This window comes from Rhodococcus sp. NPDC059234 (assembly GCF_042754225.1).
In the GTDB taxonomy this organism is placed as follows: domain Bacteria; phylum Actinomycetota; class Actinomycetes; order Mycobacteriales; family Mycobacteriaceae; genus Rhodococcus_G.
In genome coordinates this window covers 1-15,164 of record NZ_JBHZAH010000119.1, presented here as the reverse complement: position 1 = coordinate 15,164, position 15,164 = coordinate 1, and the positions used below count along the sequence as shown (strand labels likewise).

17 protein-coding genes and 1 tRNA gene are annotated in these 15,164 nt (G+C 70.2%); 5 read left to right on the top strand and 13 right to left on the bottom strand.

Annotation, left to right across the window (positions count from 1 at the left end):
• Positions 1 to 31: 31 nt before the first annotated feature.
• Together ACFXGJ_RS20460 and ACFXGJ_RS20455 are read right to left on the bottom strand one after the other, a co-directional pair.
• The gene (locus tag ACFXGJ_RS20460) at positions 32 to 1,240 is read right to left on the bottom strand and encodes an MFS transporter (RefSeq protein WP_378623905.1); all 1,209 of its coding nucleotides are present in this window, start codon (positions 1,238 to 1,240) and stop codon (positions 32 to 34) included.
• A gap of 50 nt (positions 1,241 to 1,290) precedes the next feature.
• Entirely contained in the window at positions 1,291 to 1,947 is a 657-nt protein-coding gene (locus ACFXGJ_RS20455) for a GntR family transcriptional regulator (RefSeq protein ID WP_378623903.1), read from the bottom strand.
• Positions 1,948 to 2,031: 84 nt separating this feature from the next.
• Between ACFXGJ_RS20455 and ACFXGJ_RS20450 the strand changes: the two genes are divergently transcribed.
• Both ACFXGJ_RS20450 and ACFXGJ_RS20445 read left to right on the top strand, forming a co-directional pair.
• Positions 2,032 to 2,520: a DUF6194 family protein gene (locus tag ACFXGJ_RS20450; RefSeq protein WP_378623901.1), complete on the top strand. Its 489-nt coding sequence runs from the start codon at positions 2,032 to 2,034 to the stop codon at positions 2,518 to 2,520.
• A 32-nt stretch (positions 2,521 to 2,552) separates the two neighbouring features.
• Complete coding sequence (locus ACFXGJ_RS20445) at positions 2,553 to 3,320, top strand: MerR family transcriptional regulator (RefSeq protein WP_378623899.1); 768 nt, start codon at positions 2,553 to 2,555, stop codon at positions 3,318 to 3,320.
• A gap of 4 nt (positions 3,321 to 3,324) precedes the next feature.
• Here ACFXGJ_RS20445 and ACFXGJ_RS20440 read toward each other — a convergent pair whose 3' ends face one another.
• The 3 genes from ACFXGJ_RS20440 to ACFXGJ_RS20430 form a co-directional block, all read right to left on the bottom strand.
• A complete protein-coding gene (locus ACFXGJ_RS20440) occupies positions 3,325 to 3,522 on the bottom strand; it encodes a hypothetical protein (protein WP_378423277.1) in 198 nt (65 codons plus the stop codon).
• 211 nt (positions 3,523 to 3,733) lie between these two features.
• Positions 3,734 to 4,156: a DUF2752 domain-containing protein gene (locus ACFXGJ_RS20435; RefSeq protein WP_378623897.1), complete on the bottom strand. Its 423-nt coding sequence runs from the start codon at positions 4,154 to 4,156 to the stop codon at positions 3,734 to 3,736.
• A 4-nt stretch (positions 4,157 to 4,160) separates the two neighbouring features.
• On the bottom strand, positions 4,161 to 4,658 hold the full coding sequence (locus tag ACFXGJ_RS20430; RefSeq protein WP_378623895.1) for an RDD family protein: 498 nt from the start codon (positions 4,656 to 4,658) through the stop codon (positions 4,161 to 4,163).
• A 229-nt stretch (positions 4,659 to 4,887) separates the two neighbouring features.
• Here ACFXGJ_RS20430 and ACFXGJ_RS20425 point away from each other — a divergent pair, with 229 nt between their 5' ends.
• Positions 4,888 to 5,253, top strand: coding sequence for a PH domain-containing protein (locus ACFXGJ_RS20425; RefSeq protein WP_378623893.1), 366 nt, complete (start codon positions 4,888 to 4,890; stop codon positions 5,251 to 5,253).
• Between the two features lie 265 nt (positions 5,254 to 5,518).
• Here the strand turns inward: ACFXGJ_RS20425 and ACFXGJ_RS20420 are convergent, their stop codons facing one another.
• The 3 genes from ACFXGJ_RS20420 to ACFXGJ_RS20410 all read right to left on the bottom strand — a co-directional run bounded on the left by ACFXGJ_RS20420 (position 5,519) and on the right by ACFXGJ_RS20410 (position 6,856).
• Positions 5,519 to 5,854: a hypothetical protein gene (locus ACFXGJ_RS20420; protein ID WP_378623891.1), complete on the bottom strand. Its 336-nt coding sequence runs from the start codon at positions 5,852 to 5,854 to the stop codon at positions 5,519 to 5,521.
• A gap of 134 nt (positions 5,855 to 5,988) precedes the next feature.
• A complete protein-coding gene (locus ACFXGJ_RS20415) occupies positions 5,989 to 6,555 on the bottom strand; it encodes a hypothetical protein (protein ID WP_378623888.1) in 567 nt (188 codons plus the stop codon).
• 85 nt (positions 6,556 to 6,640) lie between these two features.
• Positions 6,641 to 6,856: a DUF4287 domain-containing protein gene (locus ACFXGJ_RS20410; protein ID WP_378623884.1), complete on the bottom strand. Its 216-nt coding sequence runs from the start codon at positions 6,854 to 6,856 to the stop codon at positions 6,641 to 6,643.
• 146 nt (positions 6,857 to 7,002) lie between these two features.
• Here ACFXGJ_RS20410 and ACFXGJ_RS20405 point away from each other — a divergent pair, with 146 nt between their 5' ends.
• On the top strand, positions 7,003 to 7,491 hold the full coding sequence (locus tag ACFXGJ_RS20405; RefSeq protein WP_378623882.1) for an FBP domain-containing protein: 489 nt from the start codon (positions 7,003 to 7,005) through the stop codon (positions 7,489 to 7,491).
• Between the two features lie 1,383 nt (positions 7,492 to 8,874).
• Here the strand turns inward: ACFXGJ_RS20405 and ACFXGJ_RS20400 are convergent.
• Both ACFXGJ_RS20400 and ACFXGJ_RS20395 read right to left on the bottom strand, forming a co-directional pair.
• Positions 8,875 to 8,947: transfer RNA gene (locus ACFXGJ_RS20400), tRNA-Thr, on the bottom strand.
• A gap of 70 nt (positions 8,948 to 9,017) precedes the next feature.
• Positions 9,018 to 10,211, bottom strand: coding sequence for a DNA polymerase III subunit delta' (locus ACFXGJ_RS20395; protein WP_378623880.1), 1,194 nt, complete (start codon positions 10,209 to 10,211; stop codon positions 9,018 to 9,020).
• A 95-nt stretch (positions 10,212 to 10,306) separates the two neighbouring features.
• On the opposite strand from ACFXGJ_RS20395, the gene ACFXGJ_RS20390 reads away from it, so the two are divergent.
• Entirely contained in the window at positions 10,307 to 10,696 is a 390-nt protein-coding gene (locus tag ACFXGJ_RS20390; protein WP_378623878.1) for a VOC family protein, read from the top strand.
• On the opposite strand, the gene ACFXGJ_RS20385 is transcribed toward ACFXGJ_RS20390, so the two are convergent.
• The 3 genes from ACFXGJ_RS20385 to ACFXGJ_RS20375 all read right to left on the bottom strand — a co-directional run bounded on the left by ACFXGJ_RS20385 (position 10,693) and on the right by ACFXGJ_RS20375 (position 15,020).
• Complete coding sequence (locus ACFXGJ_RS20385; RefSeq protein ID WP_378623875.1) at positions 10,693 to 11,364, bottom strand: helix-turn-helix domain-containing protein; 672 nt, start codon at positions 11,362 to 11,364, stop codon at positions 10,693 to 10,695. The genes ACFXGJ_RS20390 and ACFXGJ_RS20385 overlap by 4 nt on opposite strands.
• A gap of 23 nt (positions 11,365 to 11,387) precedes the next feature.
• Positions 11,388 to 14,333: a type I DNA topoisomerase gene (gene topA, locus ACFXGJ_RS20380; RefSeq protein WP_378623872.1), complete on the bottom strand. Its 2,946-nt coding sequence runs from the start codon at positions 14,331 to 14,333 to the stop codon at positions 11,388 to 11,390.
• A gap of 102 nt (positions 14,334 to 14,435) precedes the next feature.
• Entirely contained in the window at positions 14,436 to 15,020 is a 585-nt protein-coding gene (locus ACFXGJ_RS20375; protein ID WP_378623870.1) for a hypothetical protein, read from the bottom strand.
• Positions 15,021 to 15,164 lie beyond the last annotated feature (144 nt).

The window sequence follows — 15,164 nt, the reverse complement described above, 5'->3', positions numbered from 1 at the left end:
GGTCCTCAGACTCCGTATCCGCACCACTGCGCTATGCGCATTCTGGCAGGTGCGACCGACTCTTGACGGCGACCAGCGCCAGGCTCGCGGCCGCGACGACCGCACCGAACAGGAAGATCACCGGGTACCCGAACACTCCCGGCCACTGCTGCACGGCGATCGCCATCGCCGCCGGGACCGCGAAGCCGATGTAGGTCAGCGAGTAGAAGACCGCGGTCAACCCGGCCAGGTCGTCGGGCCCGGCGATGCGCTGGATCTCCTGGAGGCCGGACACCAGTGCCATGCCGTAGCCACCGCCGAGCACGACCGCGGCCAGCAGGGCCAGCGGAACGGTGAGCCGGTCGGCGGCCGCGGCCCCGATCACCATCCCCACCACCAGGATCGCGAGCGCGACCAGCACCGCCCGGGCACTGCGCGGAGTGTCGAGCCGGCGCCCCAGCGCCTGCACCCCGAAGCCGCAGGCCAGCGCAACCACACACAGCAGGGAGGAGAAGGCCACCGGCCGCCCGCCGCTGTGGTCGGCCATCAGCGACGGCATCACCGCGTAGGCGCAACTGGCGGCGCCGAACACCCAGGGCGCGACGGGGGCGATGACGAACCAGAAACGCCGATGCGATGCGGCCGGGATCTTCAGGTCCTCGATCAACGCGACTCGCTGATCGGCCGGAGTCGCCGCCCGGCTCTCCGGGACCGCCAGCAACGCGACACCCGCGCCGACGGCGAGCAGGATGTGCAGGGCGTACGCCAGCGCGCTCGGCCACGGCGCCCACTGCGCGAGCACCCCGGCCAGTCCGGCGCCGATCGCGAACCCGGCCGTCAGGCTCATCGCGGCACGCCGGGCACCGGACCCGCTGCGCGCCTTCACGTCCCACGGCGGCGCCGACAGCTCCTTGAGCCAGCTGCCGCCGACGGCCATGCCCAGACCGAGGCCGACGCCGCTGAGCACCCGACCCGCGATCAGCAGGGCGGCGCTGTCGGCTCCGACCGCGAGGACCAGCGACCCGGCGGCCGCGACGAACGGCGCGGGGAGCATCAGCGGGCGGCGACCGAGCCGGTCCGAGAGGGGGCCGCCGACCAGCATCGCGGGCACGATGCCGAAGACGTAGGCGAACAGGAAGCTGTCGACGACCACCGGCGAGTACCCGTGGTCCAGCCGGTACATCACCAGCAGCGGGGTGAACTCGTTGCCGCCCCACGCGACCGCGAACATGGCCGCCGCGACCAGCGTCCACGGCGGAATCGACCGCCGCCGTGCGGCCGTCGCCTCGTGGCGCTCGTCGAGCGCGGCGGTCACCGCGCACCGCCGTCCGGCAGCGGCAGTCCGTGCACCCGGTGCATGTGCACCGCGACCGCGGCGTCGAACCCGTCGGCGTCGCCCGCCTCGACCAGGTCCGCGAGCCGGGCGTGGTCGTCGATGATCGACCCGAGCTGCAGCGGGTCGCGCGCGAGCGAGCGGGCGGTCATCCGGCGCTGCCGTTCCCGCAGGCTCGCGTAGAAGGTGTCGAGCAGCGGGTTGCCACCCGCGCGCACGACGGCGCGGTGGAAGTCGGCGTCGAGTCCGCTGAAGGTCGTGACGTCGCCGGCCGCGGCGGCGGACCGCTGGTCGTCGAGGCTGGTGCGCAGTTCGCGCACGAGCGCGGTCCGGGCCGTCTCGTCGCCGGTCACCGCTCGCACCGACGCGGTCTCGACGAGCCGGCGCGCGGACACGACGTGCTCGGCCTCGCCGTCGGCGACGGGCACGATCAGCGCCCCGCGCTTGGGGTAGAGCCGCATCCAGCCCTCCGCCTCGAGGCGCAGGAACGCCTCGCGCACCGGGGTGCGGCTGGTCCCCATCTCGTCGGCGATCTCGCCCTCGCTGATCAGTTCGCCGCCGGGCAGCACGGACGAGAGGATCCGCTCCTTGACCTCCCGATAGACCTGTTCGGCCGCGGAATGCAACTTAGACACAAGATGTATTTATACGCTTTGCGAACGGAATCGAGGCGCGCGGGGCTTGAACCTGACGCGACGTGAGGTCCTACGGTGACGGACATGACGGCAGCGGAGTTCACCGAAGCGGAAATCATCGAGTCGACCCGGACGCTGCCCGGTGTGGTGTCCGTGACGGCGAGCGCCGAGAACGACGCACCGGAATCGGCCTGGGGAGATTCCTTCTTCTTCTACGACCCCGACGGCGACACCCGCGCCGACCGGCGGCTCCCCTTCGCCACCGTCGTCACCAACGACGTGGAGGGATGGGACACCTCATCGCGGCTGTCACGGCCGGGAGTGTTCCGTCTCAACATCGCGGTCGGCCGAGACCGCTTTCGCGAACTGCTCGGCTATCCGCCCGCCGCGGCCGCCGAGCACTCCGCGGGCATCGACTACAGCGCACTGGACCTGCTGCTCCCGCACCCGAGCTACGCCGCCCAGTCGTGGGTGTCCATCCTCAACCCGTCGCGGGCCAGCGCCCAGCGGGTGCGCGCGTTGCTGACCGACGCGCACGCCAGGGCTGCGTCCAGGCACCGGCCTCGGTCGTGACGGCGGACCCCCGTCGGCGCGATGATGACCGGGTGGACGGATACACGGTCGGGGACCTGGCGCGACTGTCGGGAGTCTCGGTCCGCACCCTGCACCACTACGACAGCGTCGGCCTGCTGACCCCGCGCTCGCGCAGCGCCGGCAACCACCGCATCTACTCCGACGCCGACGCGGGGCGACTGCGGCAGATCCTGCTCTACCGGGAACTCGAGTTCGGACTCGACGAGATCGCGGCGATCCTGGCCGAGCCCGACACCGCGACCGACGGCCACCTGCGCCGTCAGCACCGGCTGCTGCGCGAGCGCCGGGACCGCATCGACACCCTGCTCGACGCCGTCGAACGCGAGATGGGGGCACGCCGGGCCGGGATCGCGCTGTCCGCCGCGGAGCAGCTCGAGATCTTCGGTACCGCGCGGTTCGCGGAGTCGCTCGCCGGCGTCGAGGATCGCTGGGACGAGCCGATGGCGAGCGCGGACCTGCAACGCCGTGCCGTCGCCTACACCGCGGCGGACTGGCGCGAGATCAAGGCCGAGGCCGAGGCGAACATCCGGGAGTTCGCCGAGGCGATCGCGGCGGGCGAGCCCCCGACCGGCGCGGTCGCGATGGCGGCCGCCGAACGTCATCGCGCGCACCTGTCGCGCTGGTTCTTCGCATGCGGGCCGGGGCAGCACCGGAAGGTTGCCGAGACCTACGTCGCCGATCCTGCCGCGGCCGCGGACTGGAACGACGTGGCGCCGGGGTTCGCCGGATACGTCCACTCGGCCATCCTCGCCAACGCTGACCGCCTCGACGCGCCCTGACCGCTTACGGCACCCAGTACTTGGCGGCGAGCCGCTCGATCACCGGGTCACCGTCGATCGCCTCGTCCAGAGCGGCCAGGTCGTCGTCCAGCGCCACCAGCCGGGGATCGTCGTCCTCGGCACCCTCCGTCGGCGCGCCACCGTCCTCGGCGATCTGGCGCAGCAGTTTTTCGCGGACGCGGTCCCGCAGCGATTCGGCCATGCCTGAGCATGGCCCGCGCACGCGCCGCTGTCGAGCGGAACGCGCGAAGAGGGTTCAGTTCTCGTGGTCGTCGTCGCGTCGGCCGAACACCCTGCGGGCCACCGGCACGAGCACGACGAGCGCTCCCACCAGGACGACGAGGGAGAAGATCTGCATGGCCATCGGGGTACCTCCGGGGTCGGTCGAGTCCGTACGGCTGCGGCCGGGCGGTTCAGGTCGGAGCGAGCGCAGACCCCCACGGGGTGTTCCGCGCGATCGTGAAGACGGCGAGCGCGACGAGAACTGCGACCGTGGCCGCCCGCGACAGCACGATCATCCGGTCGTCGACGCCGCGCCACCGCCGTGACACCCACCCCGCCCAGGCGATCGCCAGCGCCACCACCAACGGGGCGACGAACAGGTTGCTCGACAGCGACGCGAGCACGTCGCCGTGCGTGAGGTCGTTGAGCGCGCGCAGTCCGCCGCAGGCGGGGCACCACAGGCCGGTGGCGGCGTGGAAGGGGCAGATCCCGTACGCGCCGGGGCGGTGCGGATCCCTCAGGTACAGCGCCGCGGCGACGGCCGCTCCACCCGCGGCCACCGCGGCCGGAGCGCCCAGTCGGCGGGTACGAGTCTCACTGCGCTGCAAGGTCATCGGATCACGTCGCCCGGATCACCACGGACGTGACCACCATGTCGTGCCAGCACCGCGAACGCGAATCCCACAGCGGCCAGAGGAAGTTCAGGAGACAGGCCGAGCCCAGGATCCACAACAGCAGCCAGCGCACGAACGCCATGCCCGGCCCGAGCGGGCGACCGTCGATCTCCCGCACCACCGAGATGCCCAGCCATTTCTTGGCCACGGACTGGCCGGTGGTCCCCTGCCGGAACACCACGTTCCAGAGGAAGATCACCACCGCCAACAGGAACCCGGCGACCATGAGTGCCACGCCGGCGCCGTTCACCCCGGTCAACTCGGAGGTCGACTCGGAGTAGTAGTGGTCGCCCGAGTACGTCGTGGTGGTCGACGACGAGTCCTTGAACGCGATGAATGCGCCGATGCCCGCGACGACCAGTCCGGGCAGCGGGACGACGAGGCGGTCGAGCAGGTAGGCGCCGACCCGCGACCACCAGGAGGCATAGGGCCAGATCGGCATCGGCGGCGCCGCATAGGCCTGTCCCGGCGGCGGAAATCCGGGCTGGTTCGGGGGTGGGTACGAAGGCTGACTCGGGGGCTGATTCGGATCCGGAACGGGGCCGGTCATCGTCATCACGTCCTCTCCCGCAGCGGGACTCGGTGTCCATACGATAGTCCGAATCGCGCGCCGGGTGCCGATCGACTCGTACGGTGGAGGCCAAGCCCACCCCCGAACCTTGGAGCCGACGATGAGCGAGCCGATCTTCGACAAAGCCGACCAGTTGAAGCAGGTTCAACAGGGACTGCTCGACGGCGAGACCGTCATCGCGGTCTACGACTGCATCGGTGCAGGCACCGGGTTTCTCGGCCTGACCGATCGTCGTGTCGTCATCCAGGACCGCAGCTTCGTCGGCAAACGCGTTGCGATCACGTCGATTCCGTACGGGAACATCCGGTCCGTGTCGTTCCTGAGCAACAAGTCGTGGGCCGGACAGTTCTTCTCGTCGAGCAGTGTCGCGCTGACCGCGGGCCCGGACACCTTCGAGGCGGACTTCCGCGGCATGGACAAGGCCCATCACGTGCACTCGGTGATCCTCGATCGGATCAGCCGCTGAGACTGTCCACAGCTGTGGACAAACCTATGCACAACGCCCCCGCGACTGTGGACAACCTGGGGATGGCCCATCGAATTACACGGCTGAAACTTTTCCTACCTGCGCAAACAGCCATTCCACTGCTGTGGATAAGACGGGGAGCGGCGTGTTGTGGAAAAGAGACCTCCGGCGCGTCGGCGTGACCCGGGCGAGACACACCTGAGTTGTCCACAGCACGGCGGGGTCCGTTCCCGGTGAACCAGCGATCGGGCAGGGCAGTGGGCCGTCACTGCTGCGGAACGCAGTACTCCCACCACTGATCGCTCTGCGCGCGGTACGGGCACACCGGGACGCCGCCGTCCCCACCGTCGCCACGGTCGCCCGGGCTGTAATCGCCATTGCGCGCGTAGTTCTCGGTGCCCGCGTGCTGGTCCCAGCCGTGATAGCTGTAGTCGTACGGATAGTTGTGGTCGCCGTAGCCGTAGTCACCGTCACCCGCATAGCCGGGTTCGGCCGACGCCGGCACGGCCACCGCGGCAAGAGGTGCGGCGGCGAGGGCACCGACGCAGACGATCCGGGCCAACAACCTGAGCGGGCGGCGCGCCCCTGCCTGAGTGGTCATCGCAGATCCCTTCTCGGCGGGGCGGCACCGCAATCACCACCCCCGTCGACCTTGGGATCCATTTCTGAGAGGACGCGAAGAATTCGGTGGAGGGATGCCAACAGCTGTGCGATCGCGATGCGGCGGCCGAGACGCTACTGAGTCTTCAGGTCGATCACCTTCACCTGGGACGGTTGCTGGATCACGGTGTCGTAGAAGCCGAATGCCCTGGGGACCGCGTCGACCGGCACCGCGAACACCCATTTCATCTCCGACTCCGACCCCTGCGGCAGGGTGACGGCACAGGCCGGGTTGCCCTGCACTCTGTCCAACGAGGCGATGGCGTCGAACTGACGGCGCTGTTCGTCGACGAGCCTGGTGCCGATCGCCTTGCCGCAGGACAGGTCCATCGGCGTCGCCGCGTCGTTCCTGACGACCGCGTCGATCACCTCGTACTTCTCGCCCGCGGGCGCGGCCTGGTCCGCGTATTCGCCGGAACCGGACGCCATCGCGACCGCGGGCACCGATGCCGCCGACCGGACGGTGACGGTCACGCCGCCGTTGGAGACCGGCGCCCCGACCTTGTACAGCGTCAGATCCGGCTGGACCTGATCCGACGTCGGACCGGCCGCGGTGGTTCCCGATGTCGACCCTTCGTCGCTGCCGCACCCGGCGACCAGCAGGACCCCGGCGCCGAGCGCCGCGACGATCATCTTCCTCATGCCCCACAGGCTTACCAGAGACGTGCACTCCGGTCGCCCGGTTCCGGAGACAACGCCGGCCACGCGGCCGGGGTGGCGGGCGCGGTCACGCCTCGGCCGCATCCTCCTTCAAGGTGTGGGCGACGAGCGCATTCGCGTGGCCGTGCCCCATTCCGTGTTCGGACTTGAGCCAGCTGACCAGCTCCATGTGCTTGGTCAACTCGGACGAACGGATCAGGCTCTGCCACTCGCTGATCGGGCGGCCGTACTTCTGCTCGATCGACGGGAAGTACGACGCGGGGCCTTTCACGGGTTCGCTCATGCACGGAACGTACCGCGCGGTCCCGACAGTCCCGGGGTGTCCCGCGCCGGAACGGTGGCGACGAAAATCCGTTGCTCGGCACCGACGACCGGCCGTAGCGTGGGTGCGCGCTTTCTCGACGCATCAACGCTAGGAGCCGATCCCCCATGAACCCCGTCACCGAGGACGCCATCAGGTCTTCGTTCGTCAACTGCTCCAAGGGTGACGCCAAACGCCTCCCGGTGCCCCGAGACCTGGACGATCGCCCGTGGGACGATCTGGACTTCCTCGGCTGGAGCGCACCGTCGCTGCCCGGACGCTGCTACCTCGTCGTCCCACACGACGGCGGCCTCGTCGGCGTCGCCCTGCGCTACCCCACCGGCGGGTCGGGACGGGCGCAGATGTGCACGATCTGCAAGACCACGCACACGGGCGGCGGGGTGTCGTTGATGACCGCGGCCAGGGCCGGCGACTCCGGGCGCCGAGGCAACACCACCGGCACCTACATGTGCACCGATCTCGCCTGCTCGCTGTACGCGCGCGACAAGAAGCGGCCCGCACTCGGCAACCGGTATCGCGAACATCTCAGCATCGACGAGAAGGTCGAGCGCGTGCGGGAGAACATGAGCGCCTTCATCGCGCGGCTCTACGCCTGATCGCACGCCGGTTGGAGGCGGCCCCACCAGCACGAGGAGGGCAAGGCTGGTGGGGCCTGCACCGCCCGGGTTGGGGTCGGGCGGTACCGCCGGTGACAGTAACGGAAATTGCCCCGGGCAGCGACTGTACGAGCGTCCAATTCACAGCGGGCTCTCAGCGTGCCGTCGGCACACCGGACCTAATCTTGTCCTTGCCAACGAGATTGGGCTCCGCCCCACAGTTCTCGCACACGCGGATCGGAACCGACGAGGTTCTGTTCACGGCAGGAGTGTGTAGAAGACGGCAACCACGACGATGACGACGGCGCCCGCAGCCAACATCCCTGGCCAGATCCTGGCTTCCGAGCTCCGCTCGGTGCGATCACTCACTACGCGCCTCCTGTCGGATGCTGACACGGGCCGGAGCCTGACGAGGTGGCACCGACCGGGCTCACTGCCAGGCGTCCCGGATGGGTCGGTGTCGGGCAGTGCTTCGGAAGACTTTAGATGTGTTTTACGCTACGCGCAGCGGAACGCGAGCTCGGCGGGCCGCGGTCCGAGCACGACCGTTGTCGGGCGCCGCCAAATAGACTGGGGTCCAACCCAACTGAGCGGAACCGAGGGATATCGAGGAGCTGCGCCGAGCCCCGGAGAACGCGCGGGTTGCGCCGGACGGGCCACGGTGATGTCGGCCGGCCGAGGCTTGCCGCCGTCGTCGGGCAGCGCTGAACCGTGCACGGGATTCGCCACAATGCGCCCATTTCGCACAGGAGTGATTGATACCGCAGTGTCGGTATTTTCCGGGCCGCCCGCGCGATCGGGGCAGTAGCGTTCGAAGTGGCCCCACCAGCACGAGGAGGGCTCCGCTGGTGGGGCCGTGCGTCACTGGAGGGGCGACGCGCGCTCACCGTATCCGAGAGGGCCCCACTCGCGTCGGCATTCGATGCCGATTTGTCCGAGTGCGGTCAGCGCATCGCCGGAAGGCCGAATCGCCTGACGGCAGCGGCGACAAGCCCCACTCCGAGAGCGACCACCGCCACCGCGCGTACCGCGGCCGACGCGATTCTGGGCGAGAATGCTCGCGAGGCCATGGCGACCACACCCTCGATCGGTTCAGCGTCCGACGGACGGGCGGGGTGGCCCCGCCTGACTCGGGGGGTGCGCCAGGCGGGGCCGATACCGCCCGGGGGGGTCGGGCGGCGGCCCCACCGTAATCCCACCCCGCGACTACTTGCGAGTACTGGACTGTGCGGTCTGCGCGGAAGCGCGTGCAGGCCGCGGGTGGCACACCCGGGGGCGCGGTGTCGTTCCAAGCTCCCCCACCTGCGCGTTCATGTCCCACGCCACCGCGTCCGAAAACAGAAGAACCCCAGGTGAATCATGCTCTCACCTGGGGTTCCGCTGAGCTGCCTGAGAGAATCGAACTCTCGACCTTTTCATTACGAGTGAAATGCTCTACCGACTGAGCTAAGGCAGCGTGCCCGACCTCGCGATCGAGCAAGCAGGAGTCTAACGGCTCACGTCCCGGATGTGAAAACGGCCCCCGGTCAACTGAGGACGGCGCCCAGTTTCGCCACCATCGCGGCCACCGCAAAACGCGGTTTGACGTTGGTCGACAGCGCCTCGCGGCACTCGAGTACGGCCTCGACGCACTGCAGCAGCGCGGCCGGGCTGCCGGCGGCCGCCATCTTCACGACCTGGTCGGCCTTGTCCGGATGGTTGGGCTGCGCGGTCGACCCGAGCGAGACCGCGAGGGCGTCGCGGTACAGGCCCGCCAGGTCCATCAGGGCACGGTCCAGGCTGTCGCGCCCGGTCCGCGTCGCCCGCGACTTCTGCCTGCGCTCGAGGTCCTTGAGAGCGCCGGCCGAGCCGCGCAGCGCCCCCGCCGCACCCTTGCCGGTGCCGCCGGCACCGAGCGCGGTGCGCAGTTCCTCCGTCTCACGCTCGTCGCGCGCGGCGCTCATCTCCTTGGCCTCGGCCTCGGCCGTGCGCACCAGCTCGTCGGCTGCGGAGTAGGCGGTGCTCGCCCTGGTCGCGGCCGACGCGATGCCCAGCGCCTGGCTCCGACGGGCCCTGGCCTCCTCGTCGGTCGCCAGCCGGCGGGCGCGGCCCACGTGCCCACCGCTGATCGCCGCGGCCCAGACCGCGGTCGCCTCGTCCAGCCCGTCGCGATCCCGCAGCACCCCGGTGATCGCCGCCACGGACGGGGTCACCAGCGCGACGTGCCGGCAGCGCGAGCGCAGCGTCACGGAGATGTCCTGGGGATCCACCGAGGGCGCGCACAGCAGGAACACCGTCCGCGCCGGCGGCTCCTCGACGACCTTCAGCAGCGCGTTCGCGGCACCCTCGGTCAGCCGGTCGGCGTCCTCGATGACCACCACCTGCCAACGGCCGGTGCTGGGGCGACGCGACGCGGTCTGCACGATGCCCCGCATCTCGGCGACGGAGATGCTCAGGCCCTCCGGGATCACCCGCCGCACGTCGCCGTGGGTGCCCGCCATCGTCGTGGTGCAGGCGTGACAGCTCCCGCAGCCGGGCGGGCCGTCGCTGGTGCACTGCAGCGCCGCCGCGAAGCACAGCGCGGCGACCGAACGGCCCGATCCGGGCGGTCCGGTGAACAGCCACGAGTGCGTCATCAGCGATCCCGCGGCCTCGCTACCGCCCCGCGCCGCCGTCGCGGCGGCCGCCAGTTCGGTCTCGACATGCTGCTGGCCGACCAGCCGATCGAAGACACCCGCCATGCGCCACAGCCTAACGACCGGTGCCGACACGCCCGTGGCGGCGGGCGTCCGAAACGTACAAGACGACGGCCGACGTGCGCCGTAGCGTCCACGCCATGACCCCACGCATCGCACTGATCGGCATCGTCACCGCCGACATGGCCCGCTCCTTCGACGTCTACCGGCGGCTCGGCCTCGACCTGCCCGCCGAGTCGGCGGGCGAGCCGCACTTCGAGGTGACCCTCCCCGGCGGTCTGCGCCTGGCCTGGGACACCGTCGAGACCATGCGCAGCTTCCACCCCGGGTTCACGCCCGGGGCGGGTGGCCCGGCACTCGCCTTCGACTGCGGCGCCCCCGCCGAGGTGGACGCGAAGTACGCCGAGCTCACCGGCGCCGGTTGCGCGAGCGAACTCGTGCCCTTCGACGCGTTCTGGGGGCAGCGCTACGCCATCGTGAAGGACCCGGACGGCAACACCGTCGACCTGTTCGCCGCGCTGCCCGGTTAGCCGACCAGCGCGGTCAGGGACACGCCGGCCAGCGCGCGGACCTCCCGGGCGAGGTGAGCCTGGTCGGCGTATCCCCCCTCCGCGGCGACCCGCGCGAACCCGGTGCCGGTTCGCGCCGCCGCCAGAGCCCGGTCGAAGCGCAACACCCGAGCGAGAGTCTTGGGCCCGTACCCGAACGCGGACAACGCTATTCGGTGCAGCTTGCGTTCACTCCAGCCGAGCTCGGCGGCAACCTCGGCCACCGACGTTCCGGCGGCCAGCCGCGCCGCGATCGCGGTCTCGACCGGCCGGCCGACCCCGTCGAGCCGACGGCGCGCCTCGTCCTCAATGGCGCGCAGCGGGTCCACCTCGGCGGCGTCGGACAGCCTGCGCACCACGGCATCCGGCCACAGTTCGTCCAGCGAGAGCCGGGTGTCGCGCAACGCGTCGGCCCGCACCCCGAACACCCGCGGACCCAGCCCCGGAGCGAAGCGTAATCCGATCGCACGCGGGCCCGCGGCGCTGGTGCGGTGGGCCACCGTGTCCGGGCCCGCGACCACGAACCCGCCCTCGTGCCAGATCAGGTCCATGCAGCCGTCGGGCAGCACGAACGCCTCGGCATCCGGATCGGGCGAGCTGATCGACCACGCGACCGCCCCGGCGACTCCGGAGTCCAGTTCCCGGTACACGGCCTCCCCCGCCCCGACGGAGCTCAGTCCTGTTCCGCCGCAGCCTTCTTCGCCGGGGCCTTCTTGGCGGGCGCCTTCTTCGCGACGGCCTTCTTGGCGACCGTCTTCTTGGCTGCGGTCTTCTTGGCCGGGGCCTTCTTCGCCGCCTTCTTCGCGGTCTTCTTCGGCGCCGGCCCACGGGCCCGGCGGTCGGCCAGCAGCTCCGAGGCCCGCTCGTCGGTGATGGTCTCCACCTCGTCGCCCTTACGCAGGCTGGCGTTCGTCTCGCCGTCGGTCACGTAGGGGCCGAATCGGCCGTCCTTGATCACCATCGGCTTGTCGGTCGCCGAGTCGTTTCCGAGCTCGCGCAGCGGCGGCGTCGCGGCACCCTGGCGCCCACGCCGCTTCGGCTCGGAGTAGATCTTCAGCGCCTCCTCGAGGGTGACGGTGAACATCTGCTCCTCGTTCGCCAGCGAGCGGGAGTCCGTGCCCTTCTTCAGGTACGGGCCGTAACGGCCGTTCTGCGCGGTGATCTCTTCCTTCGACTCCGGGTCGATGCCGACCACGCGCGGCAGCGACAGCAGCCGCAGCGCGTCCTCGAGCGTCACCGTCGCGACGTCCATCGACTTGAGCAGCGAACCGGTGCGCGGCTTCGGTCCGGCGACCTTCTTCGCGGCCTTCTTCACCGCCTTCTTGGCCGGCGCCTTCGTCTTGACCGTGCCGTCGGCCGTCTCCGGTGCGGGCACGGGCACGATGTCGGGCTCCGGCTCGGCGGGCGGCTCCGGCAGGATCTCGGTCACGTACGGGCCGAAACGCCCTTCCTTGGCGACGATCTCGTGCCCAGTCAACGGGTCGACACCGAGCTTGCGGCCGTCTTGCGGCGTCGCGAACAGCTTCTCCGCGTACTCCGGGGTGAGCTCGTCGGGCGGCAGGTCGTCGGGCAGATTGGCCCGCTGTGAGATCAGATCCCCTTCGGGGTCATCGGGATTGACGACCATCCGCTCGAGGTACGGACCGAAACGACCGACCCGCACGTGCACCTCGCGGCCCTCGGCGTCGTCGAAGAGCCGGATCGAGTTCACCTCGCGTGCGTCGATGTCTTCGAGGTTCGCACCGACCATCTTCTTCAGTCCGCCGGAGCGCGCCACCGAGCCCTCGGCCCCGTGCTCACCGCCGAAGTAGAAGCTGGACAACCAGTTCGCGCGCTGCTCGCGGCCACCGGCGATCTCGTCGAGGTCGTCCTCCATGCCCGCGGTGAAGTCGAAGTCCACCAGCCGGCCGAAGTGCGCCTCGAGCAGTCCGATCACGGCGAACGCCACCCACGACGGGACCAGCGCGCTGCCGCGCTTGTAGACGTAGCCGCGGTCGAGGATGGTCTTGATGATCGAGGCGTACGTGGACGGTCGGCCGATGCCGAGTTCCTCGAGCGTCTTGATCAGGCTCGCCTCGGTGAAACGAGCGGGCGGGTTGGTCGTGTGCCCGTCCGGGTCCAGCTTGGTAGCCGTGACACCTTGTCCCGCAACGAGAACCGGCAGCCGCGACTCGGCGTCGTCGGAGTCGCCGCCCGCCTCCTCGTCGACGGACTCGACGTACGCCTTGAGGAAGCCCGGGAACGTGATGGTCCGGCCCGAGGCCGAGAAGGTGGCCTCCTCGCCCGAACGCGCGGTGCCGGTGATGCGCAGCGTCAGCGTGGTGCCGCGGGCGTCCTGCATCTGCGAGGCGACCGTGCGCTGCCAGATCAACTCGTAGAGCTTGAACTCGTCGGTGCCGAGCTGGCTGTGCAGCTGACCGGGGGTCGCGAAGACGTCGCCGGCGGGACGGATCGCCTCGTGCGCCTCCTGCGCGTTCTTCACCTTGCGGGTGTACTGGCGCGGCGACGGGCTGACGTACTCGGCCCCGTACAGCTCGGTGGCCTGCGCGCGCGCCGCCGAGATCGCCGACTGCGACAGCGTCGTCGAGTCGGTTCGCATGTAGGTGATGTGGCCGTTCTCGTACAGCCGCTGCGCGGTACGCATGGTGCGTTCGGAGGAGAACCGCAGCTTGCGGGCCGCCTCCTGCTGCAGCGTCGAGGTCATGAACGGTGGGTAGGGCTTGCGGGTGTACGGCTTGTCCTCGGCGGAGGACACCGTCAGGTCGACGCCGTGCAGTGCGTCGGCGAGCTGACGCGCCTTGATCTCGTCGAGGACGGTGACGCCGGTGGACTTGAGTGCGCCGTCCGGACCGAAGTCGCGACCGGACGCGACGCGGGCGCCGTCGACGCTGACCAGCCGGGCCCCGAAGCTGCGCGGGCTGGCGTCGGCACCGGCGTCGAGGGTCGCCGAGATGTCCCAGTACTCGGCGGTGCGGAACGCCATGCGCTCACGCTCGCGCCGGACGATCACACGGGTCGCCACCGACTGGACTCGGCCCGCCGACAACTTCGGCATGACCTTCTTCCACAGCACCGGGCTGACCTCGTAGCCGTACAGGCGGTCGAGGATGCGGCGGGTCTCCTGCGCGTCGACCAGGTCCTGGTCCAACTCGCGGGTGTCCTCGGCGGCGGCGAGGATCGCGGGCTTGGTGATCTCGTGGAAGACCATCCGGCGGACCGGGATCTTCGGCTTCAGGGTCTCGAGGAGGTGCCAGGCGATGGCCTCGCCCTCGCGGTCGGGGTCGGTGGCGAGGAAGAGCTCGTCGGCGTCCTTGAGCAGGCCCTTGAGCTCGGTGACCTTCGACTTCTTGTCCGGGCTGACCACGTAGAGGGGTTCGAAGTCGTGGTCGACATTGACACCGAGCCGAGCCCAGGGCTCACCCTTGTACTTGGCCGGCACGTCCGCCGCGCCGCGCGGCAGGTCCCGAATGTGCCCGACCGATGCCTCGACAACATAGTTCTTGCCCAGGTAGGGCGCGATTTTGCGGGCCTTGGTCGGCGACTCGACAATCACGAGACGGCGCGTCTGGCCGGCCGACGCAGACGAATCTCCCGCCGTGTCCTTCTCCCGGGCTGCCACGTTGTTGCCTGCACCTTCCTCGACTCGAAACGGTGATCACATCGGTTACAGCGTGACACACCTCCGACCAATCCTTGCAGATCAGTCCCGTGTCGATAAGTTCTACACCCGCGGCCACGCCGCGCGAGCCTCCTGCTGGTCGGGCGGCTCGCCGATGTTCTCGACGAGGCGCAGTAGGCGCCGGTGGCCGACGATCCGCAGTCCCGGACTCGCCCCTCGGGTGCCGAACAGCGTCGGCGCGATGCCGGCCCGCATCAGCGACTGGGCCAGGACGGCGTGGGTCTCGGGAGCACGCGGGTCGAGCCCGAGCACGAATCGGTCGCCCTCGCCCTCGGCGTGGCCGGAGGCCAGAACCCAGGCCCGCAAGGCGCGGGGTCCGGGCACCCAGCCGGAGGGCACCGCCTTGACCGCTCCCCTCGTCCACCGCACGGCGAGCACGGCCAACTCGGGCACGGAACCGGTACGAACCAGTGGCGAGCCCTCCTCGGAATGGGTCAGCTCCGCGACCAGTCCGGCGTCCTCGATCAGTGCGGCGATCGCGTCGGCACGCCACTGCGCGTCGACCACCACCGAAACCCGCGCGCGGTCGGCGGCGGCCACGAGCTGACCCGGACCGGCCAGCAGTCCGCTCAGATCAGCCACCTCGGGAGCGACCGAGTCCGCGGAGAAGAAGGACAGCTGGTTCACACCAGCGACAGTAGACCCATATTGCTCACGCGCGCGGTGTTCGCTGGCGCGCCAACGCAAGTGGGACTCCACCGCTACACCAGGCGGCGGTGCGGGCCGTGCCCGCAGACGACTCGTCCCCCATCACCGTGAGGTGATGGGGGA

Bases quoted from the DNA above. Each gene is read 5' to 3' on its own strand.
- ACFXGJ_RS20450 (WP_378623901.1), top strand. From the start codon at position 2,032: ATGACGGCAGCGGAGTTCACCGAAGCGGAAATCATCGAGTCGACCCGG.
- ACFXGJ_RS20440 (WP_378423277.1), bottom strand. From the start codon at position 3,522: ATGGCCGAATCGCTGCGGGACCGCGTCCGCGAAAAACTGCTGCGCCAG.
- ACFXGJ_RS20435 (WP_378623897.1), bottom strand. From the start codon at position 4,156: ATGACCTTGCAGCGCAGTGAGACTCGTACCCGCCGACTGGGCGCTCCG.
- ACFXGJ_RS20430 (WP_378623895.1), bottom strand. From the start codon at position 4,658: ATGCCGATCTGGCCCTATGCCTCCTGGTGGTCGCGGGTCGGCGCCTAC.
- ACFXGJ_RS20425 (WP_378623893.1), top strand. From the start codon at position 4,888: ATGAGCGAGCCGATCTTCGACAAAGCCGACCAGTTGAAGCAGGTTCAA.
- ACFXGJ_RS20420 (WP_378623891.1), bottom strand. From the start codon at position 5,854: ATGACCACTCAGGCAGGGGCGCGCCGCCCGCTCAGGTTGTTGGCCCGG.
- ACFXGJ_RS20415 (WP_378623888.1), bottom strand. From the start codon at position 6,555: ATGAGGAAGATGATCGTCGCGGCGCTCGGCGCCGGGGTCCTGCTGGTC.
- ACFXGJ_RS20410 (WP_378623884.1), bottom strand. From the start codon at position 6,856: ATGAGCGAACCCGTGAAAGGCCCCGCGTCGTACTTCCCGTCGATCGAG.
- ACFXGJ_RS20405 (WP_378623882.1), top strand. From the start codon at position 7,003: ATGAACCCCGTCACCGAGGACGCCATCAGGTCTTCGTTCGTCAACTGC.
- ACFXGJ_RS20395 (WP_378623880.1), bottom strand. From the start codon at position 10,211: ATGGCGGGTGTCTTCGATCGGCTGGTCGGCCAGCAGCATGTCGAGACC.
- ACFXGJ_RS20390 (WP_378623878.1), top strand. From the start codon at position 10,307: ATGACCCCACGCATCGCACTGATCGGCATCGTCACCGCCGACATGGCC.